This is a genomic window from Azospirillum canadense (genome assembly GCF_025961225.1).
GTDB lineage: Bacteria > Pseudomonadota > Alphaproteobacteria > Azospirillales > Azospirillaceae > Azospirillum > Azospirillum canadense.
Window position 1 is genome coordinate 1,808,994 of the sequence record NZ_JAOQNG010000001.1, and the last position, 15,190, is coordinate 1,824,183.

14 protein-coding genes and 1 tRNA gene are annotated in these 15,190 nt (G+C 68.5%); 5 read left to right on the forward strand and 10 right to left on the reverse strand.

The annotated features are described in order from the left end of the window. The first annotated feature begins 34 nt into the window (after positions 1-34). Entirely contained in the window at positions 35-241 is a 207-nt protein-coding gene (locus tag M2351_RS08600) for a DUF2795 domain-containing protein (protein ID WP_264655683.1), read from the forward strand. Between the two features lie 131 nt (positions 242-372). Here the strand turns inward: M2351_RS08600 and M2351_RS08605 are convergent, their stop codons facing one another. Continuing rightward, entirely contained in the window at positions 373-3,732 is a 3,360-nt protein-coding gene (locus tag M2351_RS08605) for a PAS domain S-box protein (protein WP_264655684.1), read from the reverse strand. A gap of 76 nt (positions 3,733-3,808) precedes the next feature. After that, positions 3,809-4,096: a hypothetical protein gene (locus tag M2351_RS08610; protein ID WP_264655685.1), complete on the reverse strand. Its 288-nt coding sequence runs from the start codon at positions 4,094-4,096 to the stop codon at positions 3,809-3,811. 277 nt (positions 4,097-4,373) lie between these two features. Here M2351_RS08610 and M2351_RS08615 point away from each other — a divergent pair, with 277 nt between their 5' ends. Continuing rightward, entirely contained in the window at positions 4,374-5,849 is a 1,476-nt protein-coding gene (locus M2351_RS08615) for an FAD/NAD(P)-binding protein (protein WP_264655686.1), read from the forward strand. 15 nt (positions 5,850-5,864) lie between these two features. Here the strand turns inward: M2351_RS08615 and M2351_RS08620 are convergent, their stop codons facing one another. Continuing rightward, positions 5,865-6,671: a class I SAM-dependent methyltransferase gene (locus M2351_RS08620; RefSeq protein ID WP_264655687.1), complete on the reverse strand. Its 807-nt coding sequence runs from the start codon at positions 6,669-6,671 to the stop codon at positions 5,865-5,867. 394 nt (positions 6,672-7,065) lie between these two features. On the opposite strand from M2351_RS08620, the gene M2351_RS08625 reads away from it, so the two are divergent. After that, positions 7,066-7,959 carry a cation diffusion facilitator family transporter gene (locus tag M2351_RS08625; RefSeq protein ID WP_264655688.1) on the forward strand — a complete coding sequence of 298 codons (894 nt, stop codon included), beginning with the start codon at positions 7,066-7,068 and terminating at the stop codon, positions 7,957-7,959. A gap of 21 nt (positions 7,960-7,980) precedes the next feature. Here M2351_RS08625 and M2351_RS08630 read toward each other — a convergent pair whose 3' ends face one another. Next, on the reverse strand, positions 7,981-9,702 hold the full coding sequence (locus M2351_RS08630) for a methyl-accepting chemotaxis protein (RefSeq protein ID WP_264655689.1): 1,722 nt from the start codon (positions 9,700-9,702) through the stop codon (positions 7,981-7,983). A gap of 224 nt (positions 9,703-9,926) precedes the next feature. Between M2351_RS08630 and M2351_RS08635 the strand changes: the two genes are divergently transcribed. Then, positions 9,927-11,102 carry a PQQ-dependent sugar dehydrogenase gene (locus M2351_RS08635; protein ID WP_264655690.1) on the forward strand — a complete coding sequence of 392 codons (1,176 nt, stop codon included), beginning with the start codon at positions 9,927-9,929 and terminating at the stop codon, positions 11,100-11,102. A 147-nt stretch (positions 11,103-11,249) separates the two neighbouring features. Further along, on the forward strand, positions 11,250-11,600 hold the full coding sequence (locus M2351_RS08640) for a carboxymuconolactone decarboxylase family protein (protein WP_454464581.1): 351 nt from the start codon (positions 11,250-11,252) through the stop codon (positions 11,598-11,600). 130 nt (positions 11,601-11,730) lie between these two features. Here M2351_RS08640 and M2351_RS08645 read toward each other — a convergent pair. The 6 genes from M2351_RS08645 to rpmF form a co-directional block, all read right to left on the reverse strand. Then, a tRNA-Pro gene (locus M2351_RS08645) sits at positions 11,731-11,807 on the reverse strand. A gap of 94 nt (positions 11,808-11,901) precedes the next feature. Further along, positions 11,902-12,405 carry a MerR family transcriptional regulator gene (locus M2351_RS08650; RefSeq protein WP_454464582.1) on the reverse strand — a complete coding sequence of 168 codons (504 nt, stop codon included), beginning with the start codon at positions 12,403-12,405 and terminating at the stop codon, positions 11,902-11,904. Positions 12,406-12,455: 50 nt separating this feature from the next. Continuing rightward, the gene (locus tag M2351_RS08655; RefSeq protein WP_264655692.1) at positions 12,456-12,788 is read right to left on the reverse strand and encodes an integration host factor subunit alpha; all 333 of its coding nucleotides are present in this window, start codon (positions 12,786-12,788) and stop codon (positions 12,456-12,458) included. Between the two features lie 107 nt (positions 12,789-12,895). Beyond that, positions 12,896-13,867 (reverse strand): beta-ketoacyl-ACP synthase III, encoded by a 972-nt coding sequence (locus M2351_RS08660; protein WP_264655693.1) that lies wholly within the window; start codon positions 13,865-13,867, stop codon positions 12,896-12,898. A 4-nt stretch (positions 13,868-13,871) separates the two neighbouring features. Next, on the reverse strand, positions 13,872-14,924 hold the full coding sequence (plsX, locus tag M2351_RS08665; protein ID WP_264655694.1) for a phosphate acyltransferase PlsX: 1,053 nt from the start codon (positions 14,922-14,924) through the stop codon (positions 13,872-13,874). Positions 14,925-14,973: 49 nt separating this feature from the next. Then, a complete protein-coding gene (gene rpmF / locus M2351_RS08670) occupies positions 14,974-15,159 on the reverse strand; it encodes a 50S ribosomal protein L32 (protein ID WP_209768857.1) in 186 nt (61 codons plus the stop codon). Positions 15,160-15,190 lie beyond the last annotated feature (31 nt).

The following is a 15,190-nucleotide window of genomic DNA, read 5'->3' on the forward strand; positions in this document are numbered from 1 at the left end:
GCCGGAGTCCATTCCGATCAACAGGGAGCGTTTCATGGCACACGCTGCGGGCGGCCAATCCCCCATCAACGTCACCCACGTTCTGAAAGGCATCGACTTCCCGGCCAGCAAGCAGGACCTCGTCAAGCACGCGCAAAGCCACAAGGCCGACGATGAGGTCCTGGACACGCTGAAGAAGATGCCGGACCAGGAATACGGCACCATGGCCGACGTCATGAAAGGCTACGGCCAGGCGCACTGACCCACAGACTTCTTCCGGCGCGAAAAAGCCCCTCGCTCCTTGGGGGAGAGGGGCTTTTGCTATGGTATCAAACGCTTGCCACCCACGCGAAATGTGGACATTGGATCATCTCCCCCCTGGGATAATGGCGGCTACGCCGTCACCGGACGCACGCTGCGGTCCACGGCGGCGCCGAGTTCGCGCGGGGTGACCGGCTTGTGGATCACCGTCAGGCCGTGCTCCGTGGCGTCGCGGATGCAGTCGGGGCCGGTCTCGCCGGTCAGGATCACGCCGGGGACGTCGGCTCCGAAGCGTTCGCGCACGCGCAGGATCACCTCGGTGCCCACCCGGCCCTCGCGCAGGCGGTAGTCGGCGATCACGATGTCCGGGCTGCGGCTCTGCTGCCCCAGACGCTCCATCGCCTGGTCGGCGCTGCCCGCCGACAGGACTTCGTAGCCCCATTCGGTCAGGATCATCTGCAGGCCCATCAGCACGATGGCGTCGTCGTCCACCAGCACGGCCATCCGGCCGCCCCCCTTGGACGTCGTGGCGCCGGCCAGCGCCGCCGGCTCCTCCGCGGTGGCCTCGGCAAGCGGCACCAGCACGCGGAAGGCGGAGCCCCGCCCCTCGACCGAGCGCACCTCCACCGGATGGTCGAGCAGGCGCGATAGGCGGCGCACGATGGCGAGGCCGAGGCCGAGGCCCTGGGTGCGGTCGCGCTCCGGATTGCCGACCTGGTGGAACTCCTCGAAAATGCGCTCCAGATGGTCGGCGGGGATGCCGATCCCGGTATCCTGCACGACAACGGCGACCTGCCGTCCCTCCACCCGGCACTGCACCCGGACCAGCCCGCTTTCCGTGTAGCGCAGCGCATTCTCGACGAGGTTGCGCAGCATGCGGCCGAGCAGCGTGCGGTCGCTGCGGATGCGCGCCGGGACCACCTCCACCCGCCAGTCGAGCTTCTTCTGCGCGGCGAGCGGTGCGTAAGCGGTGCGCACGGACTCCAGCACCTCCGCGACGTCAAAGTCCTCCAGTTCCGGCGTCACCACACCGGCGTCGAGGCGGGAGACGTCGAGCAGGCTGTCCAGCAGCCCCTTCAACGCGTCGAGCCCCTGTTCCAGGTGCCGCAGGACATTGATGCCCGCGCTGTTCTCCACATAGCCGCCCAGCGCCGCGGCGAAGAAGAACAGCGATTGCAGCGGCTGGCGCAGGTCGTGGCTGGCCGCCGCCAGGAACTTCGACTTGGCAAGGTTGGCGCGTTCCGCCTCGTCCTTGGTGCTGCGAAGCTGCTCCTCCATGGCCTTGCGCTCGGTGATGTCCTCCACGATGGAGATGCGGTAGGCCATCTCCATGCCGGTGATGCGGGCCAGCGAGGAGGTTACGCGCACCCAGACTGACCCGCCGTCCTTGCGCCGGTACCGCTTCTCGATGGCGTAGCTGGGAATGTCGCCGCCCAGCAGCCGGTCGAGCAGCGCGTCCTCGGCCGCCAGATCCTCCGGCTCCGTGACGTCACGGAAGCTGCGCTCCAGCAGTTCCTCGCGACGATAGCCGAGGATGGAGCAGGTCTTGGCGTTCACGTCCAGGAAGCGCCCTTCCAGCGACACGCGCTCGATCCCCACCGCGGCCAGTTCGAAGACGGAGCGGAAGCGCTCCTCGCTCTGGTGGCGGGCGGCCTCAGCCCAGCGCAGGTCGGTCACCTCCATGACCACTATTCCGACGGCGGCCACGTCGGGCCCGTTGTGGACCGGGAAATAGGCGGTCAGCCAGTGGCGGCGCACGCCGAACTGGGCAGGCGTCTCCCCGACGATCTCCTGGTAGGGGATCGCCTCCCCGGTGCGGAAGACGCGGTCGATCATCGGGGCGACGCTGGTCGCGGTCGCCGGCAGCATCTCCATCAGCGTCCGGCCGATGTGGCTATCGGCGGGGAAGCCGTTGATCTCCGCCAGGCGGTCGTTGATGCGCAGATAGCGGTGCCCGCGGTCGAAGAACGCAAAGCCGAGCGGCGCGTTCTCCAGCAGGCTGTCGAGTTGGGCGAGCAGGGCGCTTTTCTCCCGGTTGGCGAAGGCCAGCGCCTCCTCCCCGCGCTTGCGGGCGGTGATGTCCTGGAAGAAGATGGCAAGCCCGTCGCGGGACGGAAAGGCGCGAACCGCATACCAGGCGTCGAGGGGCGGATAAAGCCCTTCGAATTCCACAGGCTCCTGCTCGTCCAGGGCGCGCCGGTAATGTTCGTTGAAGATGCTGCCGACCGCCTGGGGAAAGGCGTCCCACAGGCAGCGCCCGACGAGGTCCCGCCCGTTGGCCAGCAGCATCCGCGCGCGGCCGTTCATGTAGGTGATGGACCAGTGGCGGTCGACCTCGAACACCCCATCGGTGGTGCTGGACAGCACGGCGGCCATCTTGTGGGCCAGCGCGTTGGCCTCCTCCCGCGCCAGATCGCGCCGCTGCAATTCCTCCGCCATGCCGTCGAAGGCCCGTGCGAGCGTGCCGATCTCCGAGCGGTCGGCGGTGATCCCGCTGCGCGCGTGCAGCGCGCCGCCGCTCCAGCTCTCGGCGGCGGCGACCAGGGCGGCCGTGGGCCGGCGCAGGAAGCGGTTGCCGCCCCACCATGCCACGAGCAAGCTCACGCCGAGCACCGCCGCGAAGCCGCCCAGCCCGCGCCGCAGGGCGTCGTCGATGGGGCTGAGCATCGTCTCCTTGTCCATCGCGACGATCACGCCGAGACCGTCCAGCCCGAACGCGACCGGGCGGAAGGCGATGATCCGGGGCCGTCCGTCGATGCCCGGCATCTCGGCCACCTGCGGCTTGTCCCCTGCCATCAGGTTGGAAAACCGCTCCGGCAAAGGATTGCCGACCCGACCCGGCAATGGCGGAACCTGGCCGATGACACGCGACCGGCGATCCACCAGGGTGAGCCGCGCGTTCGGGGGCAAGGGCTTGTCCGACAGGAACTCCTCAAGCCACGCCGTGTCGATCAGCGCGGTGACCGTGCCGGCGATGCGCCCGTAGTCGTCCCGGAACGATAACGCGACCGGCAGGGCCAGCCGGTCCTGCGCCCAGGGTCGGACCTGCGCGCCGAGCGTCGCTTCGCCGGGTTTGCCGGACTGGCCGCCGTACCCTTCCGCGACGGCTCCATCCCCGGTGGCGCCTTCCCCTATGGACGGCTTCCCCACCGCGTTCGGGTCGGTGGCGCAACGGATCGTGCCGTCGCGGTCGGTCACGAGCAGGTGCAGATAGGCCGGATAGGTGGCCCGCAACGAATCCATTAGCGTTTGGCAGGCCGGGCCATCCGGCGTGCGCACGGCGTCTGTGTGCACCAGCGCCTGCAGCAGCCGGCGCAGGCCTTCCACCATGCGGTCCTGCTCCGCCTCGAACAGCGCGGCCAGGCGCAGGGCTCCCTGGCTCACCTCCGCCTCGCGGGCCTCGCGCAGGGAGATCTGGTTCTTCACCTCGATCACGGCGGCCGGTACGAGCGCCAGCAGGACCAGCAGCAGCAATCGGTGAAGCAGGCTCATGACGGGCGGCCTTCGGCAGGGGTAAGCGACCATTAGACTTGAAGTGCCCTCGCGTCGAGGGGCGACCGTCAGGGCGTCACCGCGGACGCGTCGCCTTCCAGAGCCCGGAGCGCTCGGCCCCGGCCGCAATCCGGCGATCCGCAATTTCAGCTTCGTCCACTTCGGCGATCCCGGCAAGCTTCAGCGCCCGCAGCAGGACGCTGCGCACCGTGGTGCCCTCCTCCTCGGCCTTGCGCCGGACGGCGCGCTTCACGCTCTGCGGCACCATGGCGGCGAGCTGGACGTCAGGCTCCCGCCTGTCGGAAGACGCGTTGGCGCCGTTCGACGGCACGGCGTGGAGGGGGAAAAGTCGGTCGTCGCGCATGAATCCGCCGTTTTTATGATTCGAACGTCCGAGTCCTCGCACGTTATGGTTAATTTCTAATTAACCATGATTCGCAGGAGTGGCGGCGTGCACCGATGCCGGATTGCGGCGGTCCTCCCACCTTGGTGCCGGTACCCGCTACGCCGGAAGAGAGATTGACCTTCCACCCGCCGGACCATTTGCATGCTTCGGGTGTGTCCCGCTGCCCGGATGCCCCTGGGCCGATTATTGGAGGCCCGATCATTGGCGGGCCGGTCATTGGAAGGGAGCGACGAACTTGGCATCACGTCCATCGAAGCGCCGCATTGCCATCATCGGGGCCGGCTTCACCGGCAGCGTCCTTGCCGCCCACCTTCTGCGGACCGCCGAAGAGCCGACCAGCGTCCACCTGATCGAACGCGCGCCAAGCGTCGGGACGGGGCTCGCCTACTCCACGCCGAACAGCGCCCATGTGCTGAACGTGCGCGCCTACAACATGAGCGCTTTCCCCGACGACCCGCGCCACTTCCTGCGCTGGCTGTGGGCCCAGGACGATGTTGGGTCGGACGATGGCGGTCTCGTGCCGCCGAGCGGTCACGCCTTCGTGTCGCGGGCGCGCTACGGCGCCTACATCCAGGACGTGCTGCGCAACGCGCAGGCCGCAGCACCGCCCCACGTGTCGCTGACCGTGACGCGGGCGGAGGTGGTCGACCTTGCCCAGGACATGAATGACGGCGATGGCGGAATCCGCCTTCGGCTCGGCACCGGGCCCAGCCTGAACGTCGATTTGGCAGCGCTGTGCGTCGGCAACTTCTCCCCCTCCCCGCCTTCGGTCGCGGAGCCGGAGGTGCTGGCGTCCGACCGCTTCGTCGCGGCCCCGTGGGACTGGCAGGCGCTGGCCGCCATCGACGCCGACGCGCCCGTGCTGATCCTGGGCACCGGCCTGACCATGGTGGACACGGTGCTGGCGCTGGAAGACCAGGGGCACCGCGGCCCGGTCGTCGCGCTGTCGCGGCGCGGCCTGCTGCCCGTGGTGCACGAGGAAACCCGTCCCTTCAAGAGCTTCGTCCACCCGCAGGTGATGCCGCACACGGTGCTGGATGTGCTGATCGCGTTGAAGGCCGACGTCCGGCGCGCGCGCGCCGCGGGGCTGGACTGGCGGTCGGCCTTCGACGCGTTGCGGCCCTACCACCACCTGCTCTGGAAGAACCTGCCGATGGAGGAGCGGCGGCGCTTCCTGCGCCACGCCCGGCCCTATTGGGAAATCCTGCGCCACCGCATGGCGCCGGAGGTCGCGGCCAGGATCGACTCCCTGGTGGCGAACGGCCGCCTGACGATCCGCGCGGGCCGGCTGCGCGCGCTTCGGCTGCTTCCCGACGGCGTCCAGGCGACGGTGCGGGCGCGCGGGGCGGAGGGCGGCATTTGGACCCGCCGCATCGGCGCGGTGATCAACGCCACGGGCACCGAATGCGACTTCGGCCGGATCGACCATCCGCTGGTGCGGTCGCTTCTGGAACGCGGGCTGGCCCGGCCGGACCCGTTGCGGCTCGGCCTCGACGTCACGGAGGACGGTGCCCTGATCGGCGAGGACGGGGCCGTCTCGCGCCGCCTGTTCGCGCTCGGCCCGGTCAGCCGCCCGCCCTTCTGGGAGATGACCGCCGTGCCGGAGCTGCGCAACCAGTGCACCGCCGCCGCCCGCCACCTGATCGGCCTGCCGTTGGGGATTTCCCCACTCCCACCCCTGCGGATGCCGCGCACCCGCGTCAGCCAGTAAAGAAGCCCTGTGCCATCAGGCGCGCGCGGTGATGACGTGCGCCTGCAGGCGGCCTTCGATCGGCCCGCGGCCGAAGCGGCGGGCGACCTCCCCGGTCACCAAACCGGTGATCTCGTCCAGTCGGCCGGCGTCGCGCCCTTCGATCTCGTGGCGCAAGGGGCAGCCCTGGCAGAAGCCGATGGCCGGATCGGCGGCGGACGGGGCGCGCCCGCGGATGGTCACGGTTTCGATTGCGACATGCTCGAATCCGGCCGCGCGCAGATCCTCCCGGATGCGCGCGGCGTCGTGGTAGCCGTGCGGGGCGCGGGCCAGGAAGCTCGGCGGATCGTCCGGGAAGAGGTCCGCCACCGCCTCGTGCACGGCGGCGGTGATCTCGTTCTCCTCCAGCCGGTCCCACACGCTGAACAGGAAGCGCCCACCCGGCCGCAGGACGCGCCGCGCCTCCCGGTACCCGGCGACCTTGTCGGGAAAGAACATGGCACCGAACTGGCACACCACCACGTCGACATCGCCGTCCTCGAACGGCAGGCGCAGCGCGTCGGCCTGCCGCCAGGACAGCCGCGGCGCGACCAACTGCTGCGCGGCGTGGTCCAGCATCGGCTGGTTCAGGTCGGTCGCGGTGACCGTCGCGTCGGGTGCCACCGCCTCCACGAGCGCGCGGGTGAGCACCCCCGTCCCCGCCGCGGTCTCCACGATGCGCCCGCCGGTGCCGGCCATCCGGCCGGCGAGGTCGCGCGCGTAGGGTTCGAAAATCAGGGGTCCAAGATGCCGGTCGTAAATCTCCGGAATTGAACCCGCGAACAGCTTGTCCGCCTCGGCCATGCCGAACACCTTGCCTGCGGGATGCGGGAAAAACGGTCCAGCTTAGCGCCGGCCCGCCACCACCGGCGATCACCATTCCGGAGAGGGCAATTCCGGAAGAAGCGGATGACGGGGGACCATTGTGAAAGGAACGCGCTCCCCAAATGCGATGGTCCCGGATTCGCGCTGTTTCCCTCTTGATCCTCCAGCGGCTGGAGGATTTACGCTGCATCGGTACGGCGGCCACACGCACGGCCGCCGGCTTTTGACAACGCGGGGGACGGCGATCGTGCCGCACGATCATTCACATGGCCAGTCACAAGGCCATTCACATGGCCATACACACGACGAATGCCAAAGCCACGGCTATTCCCATGGGCACGGCCATTCCCATGGGCATGGCCACTCCCACGGCTTGGGCGGCCACCACCACGCGCCGGCCCATTACGACCGCGCCTTCGCCATCGGCACCGCGCTGAACCTCGGCTTCGTCGCGGTCGAGGCCGTCTACGGCGTCCTCGCCAACTCCGTGGCGCTGCTGGCCGACGCCGGCCACAACCTGTCCGACGTGCTGGGCCTTCTGCTGGCCTGGGGGGCCGCTTGGCTGACCCGGCGCCGGCCGACGACCCGCCACACCTACGGCTTCGGCAGCTCCAGCATCCTCGCGTCGCTGTTGAACGCGGCGGTTCTGCTGATCGCCGTGGGCGCCATCGCCTGGGAGGCGTTCGGGCGCCTCGTCCACCCGCAGCCGGTGGAGGGCGGAACGGTGATGTGGGTCGCCGCCGTCGGCATCGCGGTCAACGCCGGCACGGCCTGGCTGTTCATGGGCGGCAAGGACACCGACCTGAACATCCGCGGGGCCTACCTGCACATGGCCGCGGACGCCGGCGTGTCGCTCGGCGTCGTGATCGCGGCGCTGCTGATCGGCTGGACGGGCTGGCTGTGGCTCGACCCGCTGGTCAGCCTGGGCATCGTCGTGGTCATCGTGATCGGCACCTGGGGCCTGCTGCGGGAGTCGGCCAACCTCGCCATGGCCGCCGTGCCGGAGGGGATCGACCGCGCCGCGGTGGAGGGCTATCTCGCCGCCCTACCGGGCGTCACCGCGGTGCACGACCTGCACATCTGGGGCCTGAGCACGACCAATACGGCGCTGACCGCGCACATCGTCCGCCCCGGCTGCGGAACGGACGACGATCTGCTGAAGCGCGTCGCGCAGGAACTGAAGGACCGCTTCGGCATCGGCCACGCGACGATCCAGGTGGAGCACGACGGCCAGGACTGCGGCCTCGCCCCGGCGGACGTGGTGTGATCGCAGTCCCGCGGGGCGCCTTCAGGCGGCCGGGCGCATCCCGCCGGCACCAAGCCCGCTGCCGTTGTGGGTTGCGTCCCGCACCACGCGCACCAGCAGATGGCGCAGCTCGTCGATGCTGCTCGCGACGTCCTTGGATAGCAGGCTGACGCGGGACGCCTGCTCGCCGGTGGTCTCGGCCTCCTGCGACACCTCGGCGATGCGGGCGGACACGTCCTGGGCCGCCTCCGACGTCTGGGTGACGTTCTGCGCGATCATGCCGGTGGCGGTGCCCTGCCCTTCGATCGCGTTCCCGATCAGGGACGACACGCCTTCCACCTTGCGGATGGAATCCGCGATGGCGCGCACCGCGGACACGGCGCTGTTGGTGGTGCTCTGGATCCGGCCGATCTGGGCGCCGATCTCCTCCGTGGCCTTGGCCGTCTGGCTGGCGAGGTTCTTCACCTCGCTGGCGACCACCGCGAAGCCCTTCCCCGCCTCCCCCGCCCGCGCCGCCTCGATGGTGGCGTTGAGCGCCAGCAGGTTGGTCTGTCCGGCGATGCTGTTGATCAGCTGGCTGACCTCCCCGATGCGGTTCACCGCGTCGGACAGGTGCAGGATCGTTTCCTCCGCGTGGGAGGAGGCACGCACCGCGTCGCCGGTCACCTCGACCGAGGCGCGAACCTGGGTGGTGATCTCGCGGATGGAGGCGCTCAGTTCCTCCGACGCGGCCGCCACCGTCTGGGCGTTGGCCAGCGCCTGGGAGGCGGCGACCGCGACACCCTGGCTGTCCTGGCTGACCGACACCGCCGAATTCGCCATGCGCGACGCGCTTTCCGACATCAGGCTGGTCTGGGCGGCGATGCTGTCCACGGCTTTCTGCGTCTCGCGCTCCACCGTCTCGGCCATGCGCAGCAGGGCTTCCTGCTTTTCGCGGTCGGCGCGCTCGCGCGCTTCCTCGCCCCGCCGCCGCAGCTGCTGGGTTTCCCGCGCGTTGTCGCGGAAGACGGCCAGGGACCGCGCCATGGCGCCGACCTCGTCGCGGCGGTGGGCGCCCGGAATGGGAACCTCCAGGTTGCCGCCGGACAGCTCCGTCATGGCGTCGGTCATGCGGACGACCGGGCGGATCACGCCCCGGATCATCGCGACGATTCCCAGCACGATCAGGCCCAGGACGCCGGCCGTGACGCTCCAGGCGATGGTCATGAACTGTGACTCGCGCGCGGCGGCGTACTCCTCGGTCTGGCTGTTCAGCACGGTCGCCTTGGCGACCACGTCGTCGATGTAGGCGCGGTGCGCGTTGTAGGCGGTGCCGATGACCGCGTAGGCCTTGCGCGCGCGATCATTGTCGCCGGCCGCCAGCGCCGGCAGCAGCCCGTTGTCGATGGCGTCCCAGACCTTCATCGCCTCGTCGTGCGCGCCGCGCAGGAAGGCGTCGCGGATGGACGGGTCGAGCGTCTGCTCCAGCCAATAGGCGTGGCGCTCGTCGTAGTCCTTGCGCAGGACCGCCAGCCGTTCGCGCCGCTGCGCTAGGGACGCCGGGTCGTTGTAGACCAGGGTGGCTTCCAGATACGCCTCGATCACGTATTCCGGCGGCGGTAGAATGTCGGCAATCAAGTCCTTCCCAAGAACAACCTTTTGGTAGATTGGGCCGTTAACCTTCAACTCGCGGATGGCGAATGCCCCGGTGGCGGCAACGGTGATGAAACCGAGCGTGACCAGGACGCCAAACCAATTTGTCAGGTTCGTAATCTTCGCGTTCATTTCGTCCTTCCACGACCGGATGCACGTATCCTCCTATATCAATAAACCATGATACCCGCCATTCGGAATGATCGGATGGACGGATAGTCGAAAAGTCGCAGTTATGACACCCATGATCCCGTGGGTGACCTTCGCACCCCCAAGGAGGTGACGGCGGCCGCCTTGTTGAGCGCCGCGCCGCCCCCACCTACGCGTCGACCGCGATGATAAGGGGGAGAACAGACATGCGCCCGGCCCGAACCGCCACCCGGACGATCGCCTTTGCCTTGACCGCCTCCGCCCTGGGCGCCTGCCTGGGCGTCACAGACGCGGGCGCGCTCGACAAGACTTATGCGACGGAGAAGGCCAGGGTCGCGGTGAAGACGGTCGCGAGCGGGCTGAAGCACCCCTGGGGCCTGGCCTTCCTGCCGGACGGGCGAATGCTGGTGACCGAGAAGGAGGGCAACCTGCGGATCGTAACCGCCAACGGAATGCTCTCCGCGCCGCTGAAAGGCGTGCCGACGGTCGACGACCGCGACCAGGGCGGCTTGCTGGACGTGGCGCTCGATCCCGGATTCGCGCAGAACCGCCTCGTCTACCTCAGCTTTTCCGAACCCGGGCCGAACGGCACCACCTCCACCGCCGTGGCGCGCGCAGCCTTGAGCGCCGACGGCGGAACGCTCACCGGCACCCGAATCATCTTCTCCCAGAAGCCGAAGGTGCAGAGCCGCAAGCATTACGGCTCGCGGCTGGTGTTCGACCGCCAGGGCCATCTCTACGTGACCCTGGGTGAACGGTCGGAGGAACAGTTCCGGACGCAGGCCCAGGGCCTCGACTCGCACCTGGGCAAGGTGGTGCGCATCAACGCGGACGGCTCCGTCCCACCGGACAATCCTTATGTGAACAAACCAGGCGCATTGCCGGAGATCTGGTCCTACGGCCACCGCAACGTCCAGGGCGCGGCCCTGCACCCGCAGACCGGTGCGTTGTGGATCAACGAGCATGGCCCGCGCGGCGGCGACGAGGTCAACGTGCCGCAGCCGGGCAAGAATTATGGCTGGCCGGTGGTGTCCTACGGCGTGAACTACAACGGCACGCCGGTGGGCACCGGCAAGTCGAGCGCGCCGGGCATGGAGGAGCCGATCCACCATTGGACCCCGGTCATCGGTTCTTCCGGCATGACCTTCTACACGGCGGACGCCATCCCCGGCTGGAAGGGCAGCCTGTTCAACGGCGGGCTTGCCACGCGGGAGGTCGTCCGCCTCGAACTCGACGGCACCAAGGTCACCCACGAGGAGCGGATGTTCCGCGATCTCGGCAAGCGCATCCGCCAGGTGATCCAGGGGCCGGACGGCGCGCTCTACCTGCTGACCGACCAGAGTGATGGCGAAATCCTGCGCGTCGCCCCCGCCAACCGCTGACGCAGCGGCGTCGCTTTGATCCGGCCGGTCAGGTGATCGATCCGGCCGGTCATTCAATGGCGGGCGCTTGCGTGACACCTTTTGTCCATCGAACGGGCCACCGAACAAACCGACGGACGGCCCCAACCACACGATGGAGAGCGTGTCATGATGATGGATTGGAACGCCTACCGGCAGCAGGTCTTCGCGGGCGTCGGCCAGATCGGCAAGCTGAGCCCCGACACGATCAAGGGCTACGTGGCGCTGAGCACCGCCGGCGAGAAGACCGGACAGTTGGACGCCAAGACCCGCGAACTGATCGCGCTGGCCGTCGCCGTCTCCCTGCGTTGCGACGGCTGTATCACGGTGCACACCGACGCGGCGATCAAGCACGGCGCCACCCGTGAGGAGATTGCCGAGGCGCTGGGCGTCGCCGTGGCGATCAACGCCGGTGCGGCGATCGTCTACTCGACCCGCGTGCTCGACGCCCACGCCAACCACCCGCAGATCGCGGGTTGACCGCTGCCCGGACCGTGCTGGGCTCGCGTCCCACCGCTCACCGCGGCACTGCCACATGGAACTGACGCGCGGACAAAGAAAAAGCCCCGAAATCCTAGGACTTCGAGGCTTTTCTCCGTTTCCGGAACAATGGTCGGAGCGACAGGATTTGAACCTGCGACCCCCAGACCCCCAGTCTGATGCGCTACCAGGCTGCGCTACGCTCCGTCAAGCGGACCGCCCTTCGTTCCGGAAGGGAGCGGGACTATAGCCGCGCCCTGCGGCCAAGGCAACCGTTACTGTTCACTTTTTTTCGCAAAAATTATTCGGCCGAATCCACCGCTTTCGCGAGCATGGAGCGGATGCTCTTCAACTCCCCAAGGACGCTTTCGATCTCCCGTCGCGCCGCTTCGGGAAGCGTCGCGGACAACGCATCCTGCACGCCGGACGTCGGGACGACATCCTCGGCCTCGGCCTGGGTCTCGGCCGTGGGTTCAGGCGGGGTGGCAACGTACGACGGATCGATGTCGGGTTCAGGCTCATCGATTCCCGAGGTCTCGATCGTGTCCAGCGGCTCGGCGGGGTCCGCGGGTCCATCCTTCAGCAGGCGCTGGACGCCCTTGATCGTGTAGCCCTCAAGGTAGAGCAGGCTCTGGATCCGCCGAAGCAGCTCCACGTCTTCCGGCCGGTAATAGCGCCGCCCCCCGCCGCGCTTCAGCGGGCGGAGCTGCGGGAAGCGCGATTCCCAGAACCGCAGCACATGCTGCGGCACGTCCAGGTCGGTGGAGACCTCGCTGATGGTGCGGAACGCCGTCGCCGATTTCACGGCGGAGCGGTGCGTTCTCATGATGGGGATGCCTTACGACGGGCGGCGGATTACGAAGCCGCCTTGACGCGGGACGCCTCGGCGTCGGCTTCCGCGTCGTTGATCCGGTTCTTCAGGACATGGCTAGCGCGGAAGACGAGCACACGCCGCGGCAGGATCGGCACTTCCTCGCCGGTCTTGGGGTTGCGGCCGACGCGCTGCCCCTTCTGCCTGATCTGGAAGCTGCCGAAGGACGAGATTTTCACCATCTCGCCCCGGGCCAGCGCGTCGGAGATTTCCTCCAACACGCTTTCGACGAGATCGGCGGATTCGTTGCGCGACAGCCCGACTTCCTGGTAGACGGCTTCGCTGAGCTGAGCGCGTGTAACGGTGTTCTGGGTCATGGTTCGCCTCCCCCCGCAACCATTGGGGAAAACCGTAATCCGGCGAAAGAACCCCGTCAATTCAAAAGCTTGGAACGGCGCGTTGAACTGGACGCAGCCGGTTCAGCTTACCAGCGAACCAGCGCTGCACCCCAGCTGAGCCCGCCGCCGATGGCTTCCATCAGGACGACGTCGCCGCGCTTGATGCGGCCGTCGTGCACCGCCTCGGCAAGCGCCAGCGGAATCGACGCGGCCGAGGTGTTGCCGTGGCGGTCGACGGTCAGCACTACCTTGTCGGTGGACAGCTTCAGCTTGCGGGCAATGCCGTCGATGATTCGCTGGTTGGCCTGGTGCGGCACCAGCCAGTCCACGGCCGACGGCTCCATCCCGTTGGCGGCCAGCGCCTCCTCCACCACCGACGACAGCTTGCTGACGGCGTGACGGAACACGTCCTGGCCGTTCATGCGGACATGGCCGGTCGTGCCGGTTGTGGACGGACCGCCGTCCACATAGAGCAGGTCGTAGGTCGAGCCGTCGGAATGCAGGTGCGTGGACAGCAGGCCACGGTCGGCCGACGTGCCGGCGGCGTCATAGCCCTCCAGCACCACGGCCCCGGCGCCGTCGCCGAACAGCACGCAGGTGGTGCGGTCCTTCCAGTCCAGCAGGCGGGAGAAGGTCTCCGCCCCGATGACCAGGGCGCGGGTGGCCTGTCCGGCGCGGATGAAGTTGTCGGCGATCGACAGGGCGTAGACGAAGCCGGCGCACACCGCCTGGATGTCCAGCGCAAAGCCCTTGGTGCCCAGCGCCGCCTGCACCTTGGTCGCGGTGGCCGGGAAGGTGTTGTCCGGCGTGGTGGTGGCCAGCACGATGCAGTCGATGCTGCCCGCGTCCACGCCCGCATGCTCCAGCGCGCGGGTCGCCGCGGCGACGGCGAGGTCGGAGGTCAATTCCCCCTCCGCCGCGATGTGGCGCGCCTTGATGCCGGTGCGCTGGACGATCCACTCGTCGGTGGTGTCCACGCGCGACTCCAGATCGCGATTCGTCACGACGTTGGCCGGCAGGTACGAACCGCAGCCGAGAATCCGGGAACGCTTGACCATGTTTTTAAACCGCCGCCGCCTTGGTGTCGGGAAGAGGGTTGGAGCCGCCGAGCCGCTGCATCTCTTCCTTGATCCGGTCGTTGAAACCGTTTGCCGCGAGGTTGTAGGCCACGCCGATGGCGTTGGCAAAGCCGATCGCGTCGGTCCCGCCGTGACTTTTAACGCAGACCCCACGCAAGCCCAGGAACATGGCGCCGTTGTAGCGGCGCGGGTCGATGCGTTGCTTCAGCCGCTTGAAGGCGCCGCGCGCCAACAGATAGCCGAGTTGCGCCGCCCAGGAGGACTGGAAGGACCGGCGCAGGAATTCGGTGAACAGCTTGGCCGTGCCTTCCGCAGTCTTCAGGGCGACGTTGCCCGTAAAGCCGTCGGTGACGATCACGTCCACCATGCCGCCGGGGATGTCGTTGCCCTCCACGAAGCCGTGGAACCGGCCGGGCAGAGGCATCTCGCGCAGGCGCGCCGCGGCGGCGCGGACCACCTCGTTCCCCTTCACCTCTTCCGACCCGATGTTCAGCACGCCGATGGTCGGCTCGCTCAGCGCCAGCACGGTACGCGCGAAGACGGCGCCCATGACGGCGAATTGCACGAGGTTCTCGGGCTGGCATTCGGTGTTGGCGCCGAGGTCGAGCATGATGCTCTCCCCGCGCAAGGTCGGGAAGAAGGACGCGATCGCCGGACGGTCGATGCCCGGCAGCGTCTTCAGCACGAACTTGGCCATGGCCATCAGCGCGCCGGTGTTGCCGGCGGAGACCACGCAGGCCGCCTCCCCCGCCGCCACCGAATCGATGGCGAGCCGCATGCTGGACTGGCGCCCGGCCCGCAGCGCGATGGACGGCTTGGCGTCGCCGGCCACCGAATCCGGGGTGTGGCGCACCTCGACCAGAGCCTTCAAGGCCGGCCGCTGGGCCAGCAACGGCTCGATGCGGGCGGCGTCACCGAACAGCAGGTAATGCACGTTCGGATGGCGCTCGCGGGCGATGTCCGCCCCGGCAACCACCATATCGGGTGCATGGTCGCCGCCCATGGCATCAAGGGCAATCGTCAGGCGCTGGCTCACCGCGGGTAGGCTCCCTCACTGGGGCGGGAAGCGGCCAACCGGACCGACATCAGGCCGCCGGAGCGCTCTGAACCACTTCGCGCTGGTCGTAGTGACCGCAAGAGCCGCAGACGTGGTGCGGGCGCTTCAGCTCGCCGCAGTTCGGGCACTCGTTGTAGGCCGCCGTCGGCAGGGCGTGGTGCGAGCGACGCATGTTGCGGCGCGACTTGGAGGTCTTCTTCTTCGGAACAGCCATGGCCGTAAACTCTCTTCATTGGAAAAGGCGG

Excerpts from the sequence above, each read along its gene's own strand:
- M2351_RS08600 (WP_264655683.1), top strand. The coding sequence starts at position 35 with ATGGCACACGCTGCGGGCGGCCAATCCCCCATCAACGTCACCCACGTT.
- M2351_RS08605 (WP_264655684.1), bottom strand. The coding sequence starts at position 3,732 with ATGAGCCTGCTTCACCGATTGCTGCTGCTGGTCCTGCTGGCGCTCGTA.
- M2351_RS08610 (WP_264655685.1), bottom strand. The coding sequence starts at position 4,096 with ATGCGCGACGACCGACTTTTCCCCCTCCACGCCGTGCCGTCGAACGGC.
- M2351_RS08620 (WP_264655687.1), bottom strand. The coding sequence starts at position 6,671 with ATGGCCGAGGCGGACAAGCTGTTCGCGGGTTCAATTCCGGAGATTTAC.
- M2351_RS08630 (WP_264655689.1), bottom strand. The coding sequence starts at position 9,702 with ATGAACGCGAAGATTACGAACCTGACAAATTGGTTTGGCGTCCTGGTC.
- M2351_RS08635 (WP_264655690.1), top strand. The coding sequence starts at position 9,927 with ATGCGCCCGGCCCGAACCGCCACCCGGACGATCGCCTTTGCCTTGACC.
- M2351_RS08640 (WP_454464581.1), top strand. The coding sequence starts at position 11,250 with ATGATGATGGATTGGAACGCCTACCGGCAGCAGGTCTTCGCGGGCGTC.
- M2351_RS08655 (WP_264655692.1), bottom strand. The coding sequence starts at position 12,788 with ATGACCCAGAACACCGTTACACGCGCTCAGCTCAGCGAAGCCGTCTAC.
- M2351_RS08660 (WP_264655693.1), bottom strand. The coding sequence starts at position 13,867 with ATGGTCAAGCGTTCCCGGATTCTCGGCTGCGGTTCGTACCTGCCGGCC.
- rpmF (WP_209768857.1), bottom strand. The coding sequence starts at position 15,159 with ATGGCTGTTCCGAAGAAGAAGACCTCCAAGTCGCGCCGCAACATGCGT.